The sequence below is a fragment of the Streptococcus sp. ELY_125 genome (assembly GCF_058314535.1).
In genome coordinates this window covers 19,407-39,151 of sequence record NZ_JBZFUM010000023.1, presented here as the reverse complement: position 1 = coordinate 39,151, position 19,745 = coordinate 19,407, and the positions used below count along the sequence as shown (strand labels likewise).

Here is a 19,745-nt window from a genome sequence, read left to right as displayed (position 1 = left end):
ATAATCTGGCTTTTCTTTGTGAAACATGGCCTTACCTCACAAACTGTTTTCTTTTAGTATACTCCTAAACAGAGCAAAAAGCTCTTAGAAATGTAATTCCAAGAGCTTTGTCTTCAGTCTGAAATGAGACCCCTAGCTGGGTCTCATTTTATTATAACCTACCTATATCGTATCGCCAATTTCAATAATCTGCTGGAAACTGCCATCCCGCGCACTGGTCTTTAAGCTAGCATGAGGATGGGCAGCTAAAAGCTCCCTGACATTAGCGAGACCCCAGCCGCGTGTTTCTCCTTTAGAGGAAACTCCACGTTGATAAAGCTGGTCTAGGCTATCTGGTTGATCTGACAAACTGTTTTCGATAATCAAAACAGTCTTACCCTTGTCATAAAAATAAGAAAGACTTAGCCACTTATTTTCAGACTCGGCAGCAGCCTCTATCGCGTTATCCAATAAAATTGTCAGCACACGGATAAAATCAAGCATTGGAAAATTGGGCTCACCAATTTCTTTAATAACCTCAACGTTTACGCTAATCCCCTGATTATCAGCCTGATGCAGCTTAGAAATCAAAACGCTCTTAATAGCATCGCTGTCGATTAAAGAGAGCTCTGCTACGGCAAACTGATCTGACTGAAGAAAATTTCCTGAATCCGCTAATACACTGTTAAAAGTCTTGCGAACACTGACCATGTCATTACGATCAATGCCTTGCTGCAGACTGATTAGGATATTCATATAGTCATGCCGAAAAGCTCTGATATCACGATAAAGATGTTCAATCTGATGATTGTAATCCGTCAGGCGCTCCAGTTCATCCTTCTGCTGCCTAGCCAGCCTTCCTTCCAGATAAACCGTTATCCGCTGATTGAGAACGGCGATAAAAACGAGAACAGAGACCATAAAAATGAGACTGAGGTACTTCCTGATGGTCACTGTTGTATCATTAGAAACCAAGTGCGCGGCTGTTAAATTATAAGAAAACCACTGGATAGCATAGTAGACACTTAAGATAAAAACCGTCGGCTTAATAATAGGGACTAAAACAGTCTGATCTTCTACCTCAGTCATACGTCTAAAATCCATTTTCAACAGCCTGATGAGGATTTCATTCAGCATAATTGTGCCCAGACACTGCAAACCAGTCACAAATATGATGAGCAAAGGGCTCGAAGATTCAAGTTCAACAACATTTGGATAAACTATCGAAAAAATATTGAGAACTAAAAACCGCGAAATAATCTCAAACATTACCTTGGGATAGAGAGCCACAAATAACTTTAGCCAAATACTGGATCCAAACTTTCCAAATTTATTGGCTAGGAAATAGAGAAGAGCGACATGGAAGAGGTAATCTGAAAAAAGTAGTAGCCTAGTTGGAAGATAGCCAATAGTTCCTATTATCAGAAATAACCCCTTATAGATAAAAGGCACCTTAATTCCGGAGGTTCTCTCAAATATAATCAGGCAGGTTAACAGAGTGACCACAACATTAAAGCACATCAGCATTGCAGCAACCATGAGCTCACCCCTTCCCCTTATGCAGTTTGCTCAGCTGGCGTTCCAGCTCCTTCATCTTGGTTCTGGATACGAGACAGCTCCCCTTATTGGGAAAGTAAGCCATTCGCTGCTGTTTGTCAAGCCTAACAACATTAGCGGGATTAATGGCAAAAGAGCGATGAACCCTCAAAAAGCGCTTATCCCTTTCAATTTCATCCAAGGTTCCGTAAAATTCCATATAGTCATGCTTACCGTGAAGAATTAACTTATGAGAAATGCTGGAAACCTCAATATAGTGGATATCATTGAAAGGCAGCTGCACACGGGAATATCTATTTTCAAAGAAGAAAGCATCATCTGCAACGGTACTCGTTAAACTTTTTTGAGCGTAGTCCAGCACAGCTCCAACTTTCTCTACAAATAGAGCTTCTTTAAGATTTTTATCAATAAAGTCCAAGGCCAATACTTGATACTTAAAGGTCAACGGCATCAGTTCTGAATGCGTTGTGATAAAAGCAATGATGGCATTAGGATCTCGCTCACGGATAGCTCGTGCGACTTCCAGCCCTTTCATCTTTTCTTTTTTAATCTCAATATCAAGAAAGAAAACTTGATGACTACCTTTTCCTTTAACACTTTCCAACAGCTGCTCAGGCTTGCCAGAAAGCATGAATTCATGCTCAAGGCCATGCTTTTGCACATAGTCACCGACTACTTTTTCCATATGTGCCTGTTGTTGAAAATCATCCTCCAAGACATAGATATACAGCATTAACTCCTATCCTTCCTCAACCTGTTTTACCTGATGCTTACCCATTCGGTCGTAAGATAGACTATCTCCCATTACTGACATCTTACCTTTTTCCTGAGAGTTTTTCCAGTCAGACTACTTAAAAAATGAGTAAAAGAAGTCAGTGACATCGCTCTTTGACTCCCTCTACTCACTCCTACTTTTTTCGAAGCTGGCATATAGTATAGCTTCATTGAGACTGGATAAAAATTAATCCAATCCTTCTGTTTTTAAACGGACGTTTAAACCGATCAATGATTGGTAAGTAAGCCAGCTTTGCTCACTGACATTACCAATCGACCTATCATCCTACCAGTTTCCTATTGTTCTGTAATACCTATTAAAAATCTCTGCAGGAACAATCTTTCTGTTGGTATAGTCAATGACATCACCAATTTGAGCCGTATCATACATTCCGTAACCATAGTAATGGCTCTCACTAGCCCATTCAGGGTTCAAGGCCGGAATTAGCACCCGTACTCTTTTGCTATCTCGCCAGGTCAATAATTGCTTTTTAAAGGCTTCAGCGACCCAGCTCGGGTAAGGGCGCTGCTGACTAACCCGCCAGACCTCTACTAACTTTCCTTTATAACTTGCTTTCATCCTATCTCCTTTTACTATGATACCAAGGGCCGGTTCGCTTTAGCGAAAATTCCCGCTAGAAAAATGGACGGTTGGTCGGAAATCCTGATTCCCCAAACAAGCTGTTTTTTCAAGGGGATTGGTCCCGTGTTCAATTAAATAAGATACAGCAGAGGCGCGTTATCTAAGGGCTCCGAACTTGATAACAAAGGCCAATCACCATAGTGAATTGGGTGCCCCTCCCACTAACTTCGTTTGGTTAGTAAGATGACTAACCAAAACTTGGTGTCGTAAAGCCACTCTAATTTATCCAAGGAATAATTTATAGATTGGAATTTGAGCTTGCCAAGCAAAGCATCAAACGACTCAAAGAAATTAGGAAGCCTGACGAAGAGGTCAAAATTTCTGACTCCTGTCTCACTAATTGTTGCTTTTTAGTTTTTAGGCAACAAGCTTCAGCAGTCTCTCCTTAGACTGCTGAACTTCGTAGAGTCGTAGGCGCTTATCAAGATACTAGATTTCCTTCCCTTTAACAATCCAGTAGGCTAAAGAAGTTGCCTATAAAACTTGCGAAACCAATCATTTTAAGCTACTGGATTTTAAAAAAACTAGCAGTCCTATTCCTTTCCTTGACACTTTTATTTTAATTCACGTTTAATCTTTAGTATGACATCTCTTTCATTTAATAAAAAAACATCATCTTATATTACTCTACCATCATCTTATAACATAAAAATTACTTCTTTTTGTTATTTCGATTAAATAAACTTGGATGCTTTTAAATAATCATGGGGTAGATAGCATCCGATCATAAGTAATAGGGTAGAAATCAAATAGACTAGATTCCTAAAAGAAAACACACTTGAAAACTTATTCTTTCAAATGTGCTACTTAATTTAATCTAAAAAAAGAAACCGTAGAAGGGCCACTAAGCTATTAAGCCAGTAATACGAAACTACCGCAAATCAACCCTAAGATGTACCCAACGAGGACATCTTTAGGATAGTGGACTCCACCTAAAACACGGCAGACAGCTAAAAGAGCCGCTAGAAAAAGGCAGACTCCACTCAAATAAGGTGATAATTGGCAGACGCATAGACTAACAATACTAGCTGAAAAAACATGACGGCTAGGCATCGAATTTCCCTTGCTCTCTTTATGGATAAGAGGTTCTATAGTCCACGTTTCATAGGGTCTGGGATGATTGAGCCAATGACGCAGTAGACTAACCACGATAAAAGATGCGGCAGGAATCAGAAATGTGGCCAAAGCCTGCTCAAACTGGCGTGCCCAAATTAAATAGACTAGCAAGCAAGGGTAAAGAACATACATCAACCTCGTTAGGGATTGGTTGAGTAAGGCAAGCAGTTTCAAGGCCCGGGAATCTTGGCGTAAATGCCTTGTCAGCTGACTGTAAAATTTAGCGTAATCTCTCATCCTACTCCTTTTATAAGATATTTAAGCCTTTTCTGAAACTTTGAAAGTAACAATAAGGTCTGCGAAATAAACCACCTCAAGTCACTAGAATTCCAAAAAGCAGCAGCATCTGCCATAGGCAGGCTACTGAACGTAAACCTCAAACTTTTACCAATAGGCGAAGCAACTTGCCCAGCAAACAGCACTCTAAAGATAAACTAGTCTAAGCTAAGTCTAAGTAACTTTTAAGACCAGACATGGAGTCCCTAGTATCGGCCAATCCCAGCTGGTAAATTGTCTCAAATTTATCGGGATCTGTCTCCAAACGTCCAATATCTAAGTCCTGTTCAGGCCGCAGAACATAAAGCTCCCCTGATGCTTCTAGATCTAGGACATGTTCGACAGCTTTGTTGTAATTTTTCCAGCGCTGACTGGCTATCTTGATAAATTCTGGATAAGAACGGTAAAAAAGCTTATAAATACGACCGCTCGATGGTTTCTTGCGATAATTAAGCGGCCGCGTCAAAACAACAATCAATTTATCAAACCCCAGTCCTCGGGCAAAATCAACTGGTATAGAATCTGACAGACCGCCATCTAAGTACTTTTCTCCCTGCCAATCCACTATTTTAGAAGCCAAAGGCAGAGCCGAGCTGGCTCGTAAGATTTCCATTTCATGGAAAACATCCGATACTTTAAGGTAGGCTGGTTTCCCGGTTTTGATGTTTGTTGCTACCGCATAAAAGTCTGCTCCGGATGCTTCAAAGGTCTCTTGGTCAAAAACATCTAACTCTAGAGGAACCTTATAGTAGGCAAAATCCCTGTTGACAAAATTTCCCGTTCGCAGCCAAGACCAGATACTCATGTAGTCCTTACGTCCGATATATTTTTTGTTATAACGCAAACCGCGTCCACGCTGCTTGGATAGAAGATTAACACCGAATAAAGCACCAGCTGAGACAGCAACAACACCGTCGACCCGAATCTCCTCATCCAAAAAAGCATCCAGCACTCCTGCTGTATAGAGCCCTCTCATACCCCCGCCTTCTAAAACCAGTCCCACTCGCATCTTATCTTTACCCTCCTCTTTAATCTTTCTTTCATTATAGCAAATTTTTTAAAAAGCCTGTTCATGACTGACCAGCACAAAAAAGCAAAGGCCCAGCTACAGAATCTTAGTCATCCAAGCAGAAAAAAGCATGAGCCTAGCAATCTTTTCTCAGATTGTCGCTTTTAAGTCGGATCTAAAACTGGCCTGCCCATTTTAAATATAAGGCTTTAAAGCTTGAGCTAGAACCTGATATCCTTTTTGAGTTAAATGTAGACCTTCTTGGGTATAAGGTTCTGCTAACTGACCTTGCTCATCCAGCAAAGTCTTATAAAGATCAATAAACTCAACGGCTGGTAAGCCTTGTAAGTGCTTATTCAGCGTTTGAATAGTCTGGTTTCGTCGAATTTTAACCTTGGTTTGATAGTTCTCCGCTTCATTAACTGGCAGAACAGATAAAATCGAGATAGGACAGCCAACAACTTCCATCTGTAAATTGTGAATCAATTCTTCGATTTTTTCAGCAATAACAGCGACATCGTAGCCCATACCGATATCATTGGTACCAACCAGCAAAAAAATTTTACCGGGCCGTTGATTACCCAAGGCTTCTGGGACATGATTTGCCAGCCAATGGGCTGAAATACCAGCAATGCCATGGTTAACAAGATTGAGGTAGTGGCCTAGATATTTTTTCAAAGGGAAAAATTCAACGATAGAATCCCCTATAAATAGAAGACTGGACTCCTTGGCCTTCTCAGTCTGGAACTGGCGGCAGCGTTCGTTTTGATGGTTCGTCAGTTTAGAATTATTTCTTGGTTCAAGCATCATAAATTTAGTCTAACAGAAAAATCAGTAATTGACTAGCATAATGAACAAGGAGGGAGGTTGGAGGGCTAAAAGCAGTTAACTAATAATCATCCGTCAAACAAATAGTTCGTTCAGCGATAGGAACAAAAAAGAAGGCCAAAGCCTTCTGTACACTTTATCATCTATACACTCAAGATGCTATTTATAGTCTAGTCATTGCTAATACCAGCACCCGAACCATATTTACTATTCATTTTATAAGTCTTACCATCATCTTGGAGTACAAAATCGAGACTTACATAATCTGCATGAGAATCATCAGTATCAAAGTCGATATAGTAGACTGTCAAACCTTTATTGGTATCACCATTACCATAATTTGAGAAAGTATAATAAGCTTCTGATGGCTTATCGTGCTTGCCTTTAATTTCTGACCACGATGTACCACCCTCGCCAGTACTATAATCCCCCTCTTTTAAGGCATCAAAATCGGATTTAGTCCAGTCCGACTTGTAGCTATCACCACTCACATCGATATCATTTGCTTCAAGACTAGCATCAACATACCGCACAACCCAAGTGCCATCGTGTTCCTTTACAAACGAGATGGCAACAGACTGCTTACTATCTTCATCAGAAGAATCTTCATAACGAAGTACCAAGGATTTATCCGAAATCTTAGCGGCGGAAGCTTTTCCATATTCACTTACAACATCGGCAACCGTATCATCGTCGACTTTGATATCTTCGACTTCATCCTTTTTCCACTCGAATTTATAATTTTTATCAACATAATCATCGGCATCATCACTGTCATCTTCAACCTTAGCCCCAGATTTTTCACCTTGCTCTGTTGAGGCTGGAGTGCTTTCTGACGAATGACGGCTAATATTAACGATAACACCACCAATACTGATAAGGACAGCAAAAGCAGCAACACCAGCAGCAATGATGGACAAGAGCTTTTTCTGACTTTTTAGATTAATGACCAACAAGACAATGGCAAAAATCAATCCTAAAAAGGCAAGACCAAGGAAAACAGGAGCAGCTCCTGTGAACGACAAACCAGCAAAAATAACTGACAGTACCAAGGATACAATTGGTAGAATAAGATTCAAGACCATGCCAGAACCTGTTGGTTTTGTAGGAACTTGACCGGGCATCTGCATATTTGCTGGTTGGAAAGCAGGGTGTTGAAAGTTTTGAACTTGTGGCTGCTGGGGCATTTGCCCTGATTCAGTAAATGGAATTTGTTGCTGGGTCATATCCGGCTGAATCGCCTGCCCAGCTTCTGGTGTTTGACTTGGATTAGCAAGCCCCGCAATAGCTGTCACCTGAGCCAAATCAAAATTTGTTTCCTTGGCCTGCATATACTCATCGGGGGTTGGTTTGCGACCAGTCAGTGCCTCAAATTGGCTGACCCATTTTCCTTGAAGGGTCTTAACATCTTCTTGATCTGCTTGCGCGGACTGAGGAATAGCGCTTTGAACCGACTGAGGAGAGCTTTCTGCAACATTTTCCACAGCTTCTTGGCTTCCTAAAGCCCCTGGGACCTGCCCAGTTTCCGATGCTTGACTTGGATTAACTAATCCCGCAATAGCGGCAATCTGGCTTAAATCAAAATTCGTTTCTTTTGCCTGTACGTACTCAGCTGCTGTTGGCTTACGGCCAGTCAAAGCTTCAAATTGATTTACCCACTCTTCTCTATTATTCATCGCGGTCTCCTTTTCTTTGAGATATTATGAATCGCATCTCACTCTACAATTCGACTAACTTAACTAAATACTGTTATATTTTAGCATCTTTTAAGTCTATTTGCAAAGTTATCTTCTTAGCATTCTTGCAGCAAAAAGAGGCTGGGATAGTATGATATTAGAACAAAACCATGGGACAACTTAGTTAGCGCTAGCAAAGCAATACTTCCTTCATGATCTGTGACGGTACCCTCATTCTTGAAACTTATATGGCGATAACGGTGTGCTACAAGGTTGGATTTCAAAAGACTCATCAACCAAGTTGGCAGCTAGGAGATAAGATTTTGGTCTATTCCGCCAGCTGGTTAAGTTTAAAACTAGAAAGACAAGAAGCTTTCCTCATCCCTTATTTCACCTTTTCTTCTTGATAATCACAGCTGTCGTTGCTGCAGACTACCTGCTTACCGCCGCCACGGACTTTTTTCTCTACAAGGTAGTGATCACATTTAGGACAGTTGCGGCCAACCGGCAGATTCCAAGATGTGAAGTCACAGTCTGGATAGCGATCACAGCCATAAAAGATACGGTTGCGTTTGGTTTTGCGCTCTATGACTTGTCCCTGACCACAGGTCGGGCAGGTTACACCGATTTCCTTGGTAATGGCCTTAGTATTGTGGCAATCTGGGAAATTACTGCAGGCGTAGAACTTACCATAACGTCCTAATTTAATTACCATGGGATGACCGCAGATATCGCAGTCAAAACCGGCTGGTTCATCCTTGATTTGAATTTTTTCAATGCCATCTTCCGCTTTTTCTAACTCTTTTTCAAATGGCTTGTAAAAGTCGTCAATAACAGTTTGCCATTTTTGTTTGCCGACTTCGACCCCATCCAGTTTATCTTCCATTTCAGCAGTAAAGGCAACATCAACAATATCGGGGAAAAATTCAACAATAAGGTTATTGACGATTTCTCCCAGCTCTGTTGGTTCAAAACGCTTAGCAGATAGGCGTACATAGTAGCGCTTCTGAATGGTTTCTAGGGTTGGAGCATAGGTAGACGGGCGACCGACACCATTTTCCTCCAGAGTCTTGATCAGCGTCGCTTCCGAGTAGCGGGCAGGGGGCTGAGTAAAATGTTGTTCCGGAGCGGTAGAAATCTTTTTGACTTGATCACCTTCTGCCATCTCCGGCAGCATTTTATTTTTATCGGAATCATTATACACAGCTAGATACCCGTCAAATTTCACCTGACTGCCATTAGCTGTGAAAGTGACCCCATTTTGCCCCAAGGTTACCTTCATAGTATCAAAAACAGCTGCTGTCATTTGACTGGCGACAAAGCGATTCCAAATCAAGGTGTAAAGTTTTAGCTGATCTTTATTTAGATACTTGGCAATGGATTCTGGTGTATGGAAAACACTGGATGGACGAATAGCTTCATGGGCGTCTTGTGCTCCCGAAGCATTACGTACTCGGCTACCATGTTTGGAATATTTCTCGCCAAAGTGCTCAGTAATAAAACCAGCGGCGTCATTTTGAGCAAGCGGACTGATACGCGTCGAGTCTGTACGCATGTAGGTAATCAAGCCTTGTTGCCCACCGCGGCCTAGACTGATTCCCTCGTAAAGCTGTTGGGCTATCATCATGGTTTTACGCGTACGAAAATTAATTTTATTAGCAGCATCCTGCTGCAAGGACGATGTTGTATAAGGCAGGGGAGCATTGCGACGACGCTCCTTCTTTTCAACCTTATCTACATGGAAATCATCGCTCGTTAGTTTAGCTAAAACCGCCTGCACATCATCTTGAGTGCTCAGTTTGGTTTTCTTACCATCAATTCCGTAGAAGCTAGCTTGAAATTTCTTGTTTCCCTTCTTGAAGGCACCGTCAATAGTCCAATATTCTTCTGGCTTAAAAGCCTTGATTTCATTTTCACGATCAATAATCAGCTTGAGGGCTACTGATTGTACTCGCCCTGCCGACAAGCCTTTTTTGACCTTTTTCCACAGAAGCGGAGAAATAGAGTAACCCACAATCCGATCAAGGACCCGCCTAGCCTGCTGGGCATCAACGAGGTCCATATCAATTGTCCGCGGTTCAACGAAAGCATTCTTGACAGCATCCTTCGTGATCTCATTGAAAACAACGCGATTCTTATCATTTTTGTCCAGATCAAGGATATGTGACAAGTGCCATGAGATCGCTTCTCCCTCTCGATCCGGGTCACTTGCCAAGAAGACTTGCTTCGCTTTTTTGGCTTCTTTTTTTAGGTCATTGATTAAGGGGCCCTTACCACGAATATTGATATATTGCGGTTCATAGTTGTTATCAAAATCAATGGACATAGAAGATTTTTTTAAATCTCTGATATGTCCGACTGACGCTACAACTTTATAATTGCGCCCTAAATACTTTTCAATGGTCTTGGCCTTGGCTGGTGACTCCACAATGACCAAATTTTTCTTCGGTGCTGCCCGTTTCTTTTTACTAGCCGGCTTTTTAGCAGCTGGTTTCTTTGCTGGTTTAGATACTGTGGCTACTGCCATCGTCATCACTCTCCCTGTTTCTTTATTCAAACTCCTAGCATGATAACTTACTTTTTTAGGGCTGTCAATAAAAAAAGTTTTTCTATAGGAAAAAGCCATTTTCTAAATCACATAAAATATTTCTAAACCCCTGTATAACAAGCGATCAGCACTTCAAAATCAAAAACACCAAGTTCAAACATTCTTGGTGTTCTTCTACATCTATCTGTTGAGATTGTCTTTGAGTCTGTTAAATGCGGCTTAACCTCTACCATATTCGGATAAGATGTCTAAGCCTGTCATGACGCATTTTCCTCCTTCTTGAATAAGGCGATGGCAACCATCAGATCGGCCATCGATAATATTACCCGGAACAGCATAAACATCACGCCCTTCTTCCATGGCACGCTCACAGGTAATCAGGCTGCCTGAACGCTGCTTGGCCTCAACGACCAAAGTCCCTCGTGACAGACCAGCAATGATGCGATTGCGCTCGGGAAAGTGATATTTGAGCGGTGGCTGCCCCGGCTCATACTCACTGATAATAAGATGGTATTTGGCTAGATAATCCTGCAACTCACGATTTTCTTTTGGGTAAGGAAGGTCTAGGCCCGACCCCACCACTGCTATAGTCTTACCACCATTTTTTAAGCTGGCTAAATGAGCAGCTGTATCTATACCTCTAGCTAATCCACTGACAATAACAAAATGATTGCCTAGCTCCTTAATAATTTTTTGAACAGCCGAGACCCCCATCTGAGAGCAATTTCTTGAGCCGACTACAGATAGCTTATTTTCAGAAAGTAAACTCAGATTCCCTTGATAAAACAAGAGAACAGGTGGATTATAGATTTCGGCTAAGTCCATAGGGTATTCCTTATCTAAAATAGAGAGGGAGGGAAATTGTTTAAAGGTTTGGCGTAAGCATTTTAAATCCAAACGTTTATAGTTTTCCATAAACAAAATAGGATTTTGGCATTTAGAAACAACTGCTATATCGCGCAGGGAGAGGGACTTGCCTACCTGATTTTGGTAATCTAAAACATAATTAACCTGCAGATTAGTTAGACCAGCTTGTTTGAGTTTAAAGAGTTCAAAATTATTCATGTCATTCACCCCTACTTATTAGTACGAAAAGGCAGAGCAAATCGTCTTTCTCCCTTTCTGTAATACTCTTTGAAAATCTCATGGTACATTCTTGGACTTGAGATGTCAGTCTAATGGCCTTATTTCCAACTCAAAAGGACTTCTATACCTTTTGGGATCCTACTTCAGTGATACAAGCTAGGCTTCCTTACTCTCGCGGTTCAAGTAATGGATGGGGGCAATAAATAATAACTAAACAAGCAGCAACATAAAAGGGCTTAAGCAACTCTCAAAATAGTCACTTAAACCCATTTTCATATGACTACAGGCCGCTGCACCTCACATGGTTGTTAGACTATTAGCTAGCCTTTCCCATACCTTCTACCTGCTTTACTTTGAAATTGATATAAGCACCAATAAGATTGGCCCTATTATAATTAGCTGATGCCTTAATATCCAGCATATCAAAATGCTTAAAAGCCAGAACACTATTGAATAATTTTCTGTACTGCCGATTGATCTCTTGTATCAACAAGGGCTGCGCGCTAATACCACCACCGATAGCTAATTTTTCAATCTTCACAAAAGTTTGTAGGTTCAAAATCAAATAGGCAATATCACGACAGTAATTTTCAAATAGTTGTTCTAGATCATCATGCCCGCCTTCTTCCAAAGCATAAAAGACTTGCAGACCATTTGCTTCTTCCAAACCTAACAGCCGACTGGCTTCATTGACAAATTTAACTGCTGATCCTGAATTAGCAAAGAGAGTCTCAATCCCGATGCGATTAAGCTCCAAATTTTGTCCAATCTGCCGCCAGACAGAAGTTTCACTGGTTCTGGTTTTAGCATCTGTCCGTAAATCACGCGATGGAAAACCGACCAATTGGTTATTAGCCACAATTCCTAAACCAACCCCCGTTCCTAAAACAAGCGTAGCCCCACAATTGCTATCTTTTAAAATACCTTCGGTGGTTTCTGCCAAGGCAGCTGCAGAACCATCATTGAGCACAGAAACCGGTAAGGAAAACTGCTCAGACAAACGTTTTCCCAGAGGGAAATTTTTCAAATAAGGAATTAGGCCACCGCGATAAATTCGACCATGCTTGCTAATCTCACCCGGACATGCAATCGCAATCCCCCTGATTCCATCACGGTATTGCCCTACTAAATCTATCAAGGTTTGCCAAAAATCTTCTAACGTCGCAGGGGTAGGAACTTTGCCCAGCTCAGCCATCTCTAAACGATCATCGATCAAGCCATGCTTGATAAAACTACCGCCAATATCAATCGTAAGGTAACTGTGAGCTGTCAGATGCTTGATAATTTGAGCTGGATTGCCAGCAATAGCAACATTATCTCCAAATGATTGCGTCACAACAGAACCATCACCCACGATAACATTATTGCCCAGCGTAACTCCAGGCAGAACCATCACACCTTCACCACACCGGACATTGTCCCCAATAGTGATAGGTTTCCCGTGCTCCTTCCCGACAATTCCTTCTTCGCTATTCAAAGGATGGAAGGCAGTTAAAAGCTGGCAATTGGAACCAAATTGGGCATTATCCCCAATGTGAATTTCACAGACATCAAGAAAGGTACAGTTAGGCTTCGCATAAAAATTTTCACCGACATAGATATTGCCACCATAATCACAGCTAAAGTTAGGAGCAATAGTGATATTCTGACCGGTCTTACCAAAGAAAGTCTTAATCAGGGCCTGTGCCTGCTCCTCATCTTCCTCAGCGTTAAACATACGAGTGATAACCCGAGCCTGTTGTCTCAAATCTGCTAATTCAGGATCGGCCGCATCATAGAGACGCCCCGCTAACATTTTTTCGCGTTCTGTTACCATATTTCTTCCTTTTACTATATTAAGATCGCGGATCAAACAAAAATAAAAGATTCAACGAAGACACTTGCGCCTAAGAAGAAACTATCTTTTTGCACAAGCCGCAGCCCGTGTTCGATTATCAAGATACAAAGAATCGGTTCGCTTAGCGAAAATCTCTGACCGAAAAATAGGCGACAGACGCCGTGTCCTTGGACACAAGGAAGTCGATCTTTTTTCCGAAGAGATTAGCTTCATGTTCAGTTAATTAAGATACGGCAGAGATTTGTTATCTAAGCACTTCGCACTTGATAACAACGGCCAATCACTATAGTGAATTGGCTATCCCTCCCACTAACTTCGTTTGGTTAGTAAAATCGACTAACTAAACGTCGTGTCGCAAAGCCGTAAGCACTCCAAAGGAATTTAGCGAGCTTGACGAAGAAATCAAAATTTCTGCCTCATCTATTGTTGCTTTTTAGTTTTTAGGCAACAAGCTTCAGCAGTCTCGCCCCAGACTGCTGAACTCCACAGGAACGTAGGCGTGTTCAACTGCACTTCTGATTCTACCAGTTTGAAACTGATAACGAATTAGTTTTTCAAGTCGACTTCCTTGATAATGCGCGCCGGAATACCCCCGACAATTGTGTTGGCCGGAACGTCACGATTCACTACGGCTCCTGCTGCGATAATAGCGCCATCGCCAATATTCACGCCTTGTGTAATTGTCACATTAGCACCTACCCAGACATTCTTGCCAAGAGTGATAGGAGCTAGGTGCAGATTACCACGGTGCCTAGGATTTTGATCGTGATTAAGTGTCGCCAATACTACATTGTGACCGATGAGACAATGATCTCCAATGGTAATCCCACCTTGATCCTGGAAACAACAACCGGAATTGATAAAAACATCTTCGCCAAATTGTGTATTGATGCCACAATCTGTAGAAAAAGGCGGAAAAATTCGCAGGCTATCTGGTACAGGATGCCCAGAAAGTTCACGCAGTAAGTCGATAATTTCTTCAGGCGTGTGGTAGCTACCATTTATTTGACTAGTAATTTTGAGTGCTCTTTGGCTGAAGTTGTGAAACTCCTGCCCCAAGTCCGATCCTACCTCCACTAGCGATGTCTGATTGAGTCGGTTGCGAAAAGTGGTAACATCCATAGCCTAATCTCCTCTACCTCTACTATCTTCAATTGCTTTAACTGCGATTTATTGACGGGACACAAGCGATTTAATAGGTTCAAAAGTCCTGCGGTGAATCGAAGTAACCCCCAGCTTATCTAAACCAGCCAGATGCTCTTTGGTCCCATAACCCGCATTCTTGGCAAAACCATAACCGGGAAATTGCTTATCATAATTCGCCATCAGACGATCACGTGTTACCTTAGCAACAATGGAGGCTGCCGCGATCGAGAGACTGTTGGCGTCACCCTTGATAATAGCAGTCTGTTCAATCCCAGTATCCAATGTCATAGCATCAATCAGCAGGTGTTGAGGCTGAAGCCCAAGTTCAGTAACGGCATCCGCCATAGCCAACTTCGTAGCTTGATAAATGTTAATGCGATCAATGACCTCATTATTTTGTAGGCCAATACCAACAGCTAAAGCCTGCTTTACTACCTGCCTGTAAAGTATTTCATGTTGAGACTTGGGGATTTTCTTACTGTCATTAAGACCCGTGATTTTACAGTTAGGGGGCAAAATAACCGCCGCAGCTACAACAGGCCCAGCCAAGGGCCCACGGCCAACCTCGTCAATACCGGCAATAAGCTCTATTCCCTTAGCATAAAGAGCACGTTCATAAGTCAGCATCTGCTCCAAGCGCTCCGCTTCCTGAATCTGCGCTTTCAACGCTTTTCGATGCTTACGGACAGCTGCCTGAACACCGGAACGCTTATCGTGAGCCAACTCGGTAAAAATAACGTCATTTAAATCATTAACAGTGGCCAGTTCAGCCTTGATTTCCTTAATCGTTGCCATTGTTATCACTAACCCTATCTAAGGTGTACCGTCCTAATTTGCCATCACGCACCTCCTTGACAAAAAGGTTGTAAAAGCGATCATAATCGTCACGAAAGCCTAGTTTTTTCGTCATCTCCATGATAATATCCGGTTCATCTTCAGACAAATCAATGCCCTTAAAATGCTCCAACAAACGTTCAGGATAATAAGTCTTAAAGTAGTTAAGTCCAAAAATTGTCACCTCATCCATAGGCAACAAATTATCCTTAATTGCCCCAGTCAGAGCCAATTTTAAACCAACTAACTGGTCTTCAAACTTAGGCCAAAGAATACCAGGTGTATCGAGAATTTCTAAATCTTTATTGGTCCTGAGCCACTGCTGCCCCTTGGTAACACCTGGTTTATTCCCAACAACTGCAATCTTTTTCCCCGCTAGACGGTTCATCAAGGTAGATTTACCAACATTAGGAATTCCAATAATCATAGTGCGCAAGGTTTCCCTTTTAATACCACGTTTTTGTAAGCGTTCGATTTTTGCTGACATCAATCGTTTAGCAGCATCCGTCAACTTCTTAACCGTCGACTGCTCCTTAGCATTAATCAACAAGGTCAGAATTCCCTGCTTGCCATAGTACTCCTGCCATTCTTTAATAATAGCAGGATCAGCTAAATCTACTTTATTTAAAACCAGAAGTTTGGGCTTATCGCCGACAATTTTATTGAGCATAGGATTTTGACTGGATAGGGGTAGCCTTGCATCCACTAATATCGTTACAAAATCTACAAATTTAAGATTCTCCTGAACTTGCCTTCGAGCCTTGGACATGTGTCCAGGAAACCATTGAATAGTCGTCATCTGTTTCCTCAGTTAATTCTAATAATAGTCTTATTATACCTGAATATTCCTAAAAAATGCAGGGCAGTAATTTTAAAATCCTGTTAAAAAGATTAAAAAAAGAGCAGGAGAAGCTGCCATTTTCCGATAATCTCTTTCTTTATTTCCCTATTTGAAAGCTTTAGCTGCTGCTTTAGTTATGTTACAAACAAAAATAAATTTTCTTGGCTATTAATCTATTTACGTTTGAAGCAACTTATTTATTCAAAATCATTAAACATTTTAGTAGCTTAATACTTTTTTTAAGAGATTGACTGGATAGCCATGAAGTTGCCCCAGTTGTTGAAAAGCCATGAAACCTATCGCAGCAAGAGGAAAGCTCCCTCCACCAGTTCTTATAATACTCACTAGTAGCTTCTGCACTCATGAAAAGTTAGAGCTAGACTAAGGACAGCACATTGCTATCTCGCCCCATGATACTAGATTTAATTGAGTAGATAGTCCAGCTATCAAGTCTCGCAGAGTCATAGATCATCTTTCAATAAAAGGCCAACCAAAATACCAAGAAAGAGCATACCTGCTACATCTGCTTAATTATAGAGCCTTGCTTCTACAAGAATAGCATTGAGCTACAAGTTTCTCCTTGCTTTTCCTAATTCTGAGCAAGAAAGAACGGTATTAGCGGTTCTGCACCCTACATTTAACCTAAACTCACTTAATTGAACTGCTCCTATTGTACGTCAAAATAAATTGCGTTACAATAAGATTATAGAAAAACTGTACGGGGACAGATTATGATTAGCAAATTTGAAATGATCATCCAAACTATTCTTCAGAGAATTGAGGAAGGAATCCTGAAAAAAGGAGACAAACTTCCATCAATCCGTCAACTCAGTCAAGAATTTAACTGCAGCAAAGATACAGCCCAGCGGGCCCTTTTTGAACTTAAATTCCAAAAGCTCATCTATGCTGTTCCTAAGAGCGGTTACTATGTGCTAGAGGGATTGGGACAAGAGGATGACACTCCTCCCATAACTATTAGTTTGGAAGACTACAATAATCGTGCTTACCAAGACTTTAAAACTTGTCTGTCAGAAACCTTGGTAGGACGGGAAACGTACCTTTTTAACTACTACTACCAGCAGCAAGGACTGACTGAACTGCTAGAATCCTTGCAGCAGCATCTCTTTGAACGCGACATCTATACTAAAACCAATCAGCTGGTTGTTACTTCAGGAACTCAGCAAGCCCTCTATATCTTATCACAAATGGCCTTCCCAAATAAGAAATCCACCATTCTCCTAGAGCAGCCCACTTACCACCGCATGAATACTTTAGTTAAACAGCAAGGCTTGGATTATAAAACTATTGAAAGGCATTTTAACAGTTTGGATCTTCAGAAATTGGAAGAGCTCTTTAAACATCAAGCCATTAAATTTTTTTATACTATTCCTCGCATCTCCAACCCTCTGGGACTTTCTTACAACTCTCAAGAAAAAGAGCGGCTAGTCGAATTGGCCCATCGTTATGATGTCTACATTATTGAGGATGATTATATGGGAGATTTCACAAAAACAGGTGATTTGCCCCTACACTACTATGATACGCATGAGCGCGTTATCTACCTAAAATCCTTTTCCACGACACTTTTTCCAGCTCTACGCTTAGGGATGTCTGTTCTTCCTCAAGCTCTCATGCCCGGCTTTCTTGCTTATAAAAAACTCATGGACTATGATACCAGTTTAATTATGCAAAAAGCCTTATCACTCTACTTAGATAATGGTATGTTCGCAAAAAATCTCAATAGTCTCAAGCATTTTTTCCATACCCGCCTAGCAAATGCTCGATCACTCTGCCAAGCCTTACCAGAAGATCTGGACTATCAGATAGGCCCTAAATTCCTTAGCATTGCTCTTCCAAGTGCAAAACTCCCTATTTTTAAACAAGCCCACATCCCTGTTATTAATCCTAATAACCAAATAGAATCAGCCCCTCTCCCCTACCTCTATCTAGCCAACGACGAAACCCTTGCTTCTAATATTGAAAAACTAATCAAACTCTATCAAAAAGCCTAAGGCAGTTTCAATTCTTCCTTAGGCTTCTTCTATTTTAACTTTTCAAAACGCAGATGCACAGCAATTTGATCGCCATAACCGTTTCGCTCTAGATCACGCTGCAAGCGATAGGAAATATAATGTTCTGCAATATTGATATAACCCGCATCCATGAGACGATTTTCAACTTGCGACTGTACCATACTGATAGTCGGACGGTCAGCATGGGCTTCTTCCAAATCAATCACAACTTTCTTAGTCACTTCTGCTAAATCCTGACGAAGCTTGTCGTCAAGAACATAAACAGACTGAGCAGCCTTAAGCATGGCTTGATAGATTTTATCCGGATCAAATTCAACAACCTGACCGCTGCGTTTGGTAATTTGCATTAAATCGCCTCTTTTCCTTTTAATCTTAACTACATTATGCGGGTGTTAAGCCTATTTGTCAAGCTTTTTGCCCCATATCCACTTTAGTAATCTGGGCGCACTACACCTGTCACGGTCTGACGCGTTGCCTCAATGTCCTCTTCTAAAACAACCTTGATAATTCGCTTAGCTTCATCTGGAGTACAAGCAACTAAAGGCAGGCGCAAAGGACCGACCTCAAAACCAAGGTGATTGAGAACAGCCTTAACAGGTGCTGGGCTCGGCACTGAAAAGAGAGCATTGACCTTAGGAATAAATTTACGCTGGATACTTGCTGCCTTTGCAATAGCGCTGTGCTCAATCGCCTGCAGCATCTCATACATCTCATTTCCGTTGGTGTGAGAGGCAACAGAGATGACACCATCAGCACCAATATTCATAGCGTGGAAGGCTTCACCGTCTTCACCTGTATAAACCAAAAAATCATCAGGTTTATGCTCAATGAGATAGGCCATATTATCAAGGCTCGTACACTCTTTCACTCCGATAATATTGGGATGCTCAGCTAGGCGAAGCATAGTATCCGGCGCCATCTCGACAACAACACGGCCGGGAATATTATAGATGATAATGGGTAAATCACTAGCATCAGCAATAGCTTTGAAATGCTGATACATTCCTTCTTGTGAAGGTTTATTATAGTAAGGGACAATCGCCAAACCAGCCGCGAATCCTCCAAAAGCTGCGACTTCTTTAGCAAAATCAACAGAATCGCGGGTATCATTCGTACCAACACCGGCAATCAAAGGCACGCGCCCTTTAACAATATCTTGAACAGCCTTGAAGAGCTCCAATTCCTCATCATGGGTTAAGGTTGGACTTTCGGCTGTTGTACCCGCTAAAAGGATCCCTTCAGTATGATGGGCCAGAAGATGCTCTACAAGACCTGGCAAAGCATCAAAATTAATAGAGCCATCCGAATTAAACGGCGTAATCATAGCCGTAATCAGTTTTGTTTGTCTTAATTGTTCAATAGACATAACATTCCTATTCCTTTCCTCTTAAATCTAGGATAATACAAAATGAGGCTGAGAAAAAATCACCTAGGCAATGGTAGTAACTGTAAATCTCTACTACAAGGATATCCAGGCTAAGAAAGCTAGATAAGCAAGCAAGCGCTTGAGCATACCTGATTGCCCTCCTATAGCCAAAGACCAGTCCCATTGCGAGACTGGC

General features: G+C 41.5%; 16 protein-coding genes. 1 reads left to right on the top strand and 15 read right to left on the bottom strand.

Annotated elements, in window-relative coordinates; genetic code table 11:
* Positions 1-162: 162 nt before the first annotated feature.
* From AC4HAL_RS09105 to ylqF, 13 genes are all read right to left on the bottom strand, one after another.
* Complete coding sequence (locus tag AC4HAL_RS09105; protein WP_491093908.1) at positions 163-1,518, bottom strand: sensor histidine kinase; 1,356 nt, start codon at positions 1,516-1,518, stop codon at positions 163-165.
* A 4-nt stretch (positions 1,519-1,522) separates the two neighbouring features.
* Positions 1,523-2,269 (bottom strand): response regulator transcription factor, encoded by a 747-nt coding sequence (locus tag AC4HAL_RS09100; RefSeq protein ID WP_491093907.1) that lies wholly within the window; start codon positions 2,267-2,269, stop codon positions 1,523-1,525.
* Between the two features lie 327 nt (positions 2,270-2,596).
* Positions 2,597-2,890: a hypothetical protein gene (locus tag AC4HAL_RS09095; protein WP_491093906.1), complete on the bottom strand. Its 294-nt coding sequence runs from the start codon at positions 2,888-2,890 to the stop codon at positions 2,597-2,599.
* Between the two features lie 915 nt (positions 2,891-3,805).
* Positions 3,806-4,306: a phosphatase PAP2 family protein gene (locus tag AC4HAL_RS09090; RefSeq protein ID WP_491093905.1), complete on the bottom strand. Its 501-nt coding sequence runs from the start codon at positions 4,304-4,306 to the stop codon at positions 3,806-3,808.
* Positions 4,307-4,508: 202 nt separating this feature from the next.
* Entirely contained in the window at positions 4,509-5,354 is an 846-nt protein-coding gene (locus tag AC4HAL_RS09085; protein WP_491093904.1) for a patatin-like phospholipase family protein, read from the bottom strand.
* Positions 5,355-5,549: 195 nt separating this feature from the next.
* On the bottom strand, positions 5,550-6,164 hold the full coding sequence (locus tag AC4HAL_RS09080) for an SGNH/GDSL hydrolase family protein (protein ID WP_491093903.1): 615 nt from the start codon (positions 6,162-6,164) through the stop codon (positions 5,550-5,552).
* A gap of 188 nt (positions 6,165-6,352) precedes the next feature.
* Positions 6,353-7,858, bottom strand: coding sequence for a hypothetical protein (locus AC4HAL_RS09075; RefSeq protein WP_491093902.1), 1,506 nt, complete (start codon positions 7,856-7,858; stop codon positions 6,353-6,355).
* A gap of 385 nt (positions 7,859-8,243) precedes the next feature.
* Complete coding sequence (gene topA, locus AC4HAL_RS09070; RefSeq protein ID WP_491093901.1) at positions 8,244-10,385, bottom strand: type I DNA topoisomerase; 2,142 nt, start codon at positions 10,383-10,385, stop codon at positions 8,244-8,246.
* Positions 10,386-10,625: 240 nt separating this feature from the next.
* On the bottom strand, positions 10,626-11,471 hold the full coding sequence (gene dprA / locus AC4HAL_RS09065) for a DNA-processing protein DprA (protein ID WP_447452282.1): 846 nt from the start codon (positions 11,469-11,471) through the stop codon (positions 10,626-10,628).
* A gap of 337 nt (positions 11,472-11,808) precedes the next feature.
* Positions 11,809-13,308: an ROK family protein gene (locus AC4HAL_RS09060; protein WP_491093900.1), complete on the bottom strand. Its 1,500-nt coding sequence runs from the start codon at positions 13,306-13,308 to the stop codon at positions 11,809-11,811.
* A gap of 567 nt (positions 13,309-13,875) precedes the next feature.
* Entirely contained in the window at positions 13,876-14,451 is a 576-nt protein-coding gene (locus AC4HAL_RS09055; protein WP_491093899.1) for a DapH/DapD/GlmU-related protein, read from the bottom strand.
* A 48-nt stretch (positions 14,452-14,499) separates the two neighbouring features.
* Positions 14,500-15,270: a ribonuclease HII gene (rnhB, locus tag AC4HAL_RS09050; protein ID WP_491093898.1), complete on the bottom strand. Its 771-nt coding sequence runs from the start codon at positions 15,268-15,270 to the stop codon at positions 14,500-14,502.
* Entirely contained in the window at positions 15,257-16,108 is an 852-nt protein-coding gene (ylqF, locus tag AC4HAL_RS09045) for a ribosome biogenesis GTPase YlqF (RefSeq protein ID WP_491093897.1), read from the bottom strand. Before ylqF ends, rnhB begins: the two co-directional genes overlap by 14 nt.
* A gap of 773 nt (positions 16,109-16,881) precedes the next feature.
* Here ylqF and AC4HAL_RS09040 point away from each other — a divergent pair.
* Entirely contained in the window at positions 16,882-18,162 is a 1,281-nt protein-coding gene (locus AC4HAL_RS09040; RefSeq protein ID WP_491093896.1) for an aminotransferase-like domain-containing protein, read from the top strand.
* 29 nt (positions 18,163-18,191) lie between these two features.
* Here the strand turns inward: AC4HAL_RS09040 and AC4HAL_RS09035 are convergent, their stop codons facing one another.
* Together AC4HAL_RS09035 and dapA are read right to left on the bottom strand one after the other, a co-directional pair.
* A complete protein-coding gene (locus AC4HAL_RS09035) occupies positions 18,192-18,530 on the bottom strand; it encodes an ATP cone domain-containing protein (RefSeq protein ID WP_447452276.1) in 339 nt (112 codons plus the stop codon).
* Between the two features lie 83 nt (positions 18,531-18,613).
* On the bottom strand, positions 18,614-19,549 hold the full coding sequence (gene dapA / locus AC4HAL_RS09030) for a 4-hydroxy-tetrahydrodipicolinate synthase (protein WP_491093895.1): 936 nt from the start codon (positions 19,547-19,549) through the stop codon (positions 18,614-18,616).
* Positions 19,550-19,745 lie beyond the last annotated feature (196 nt).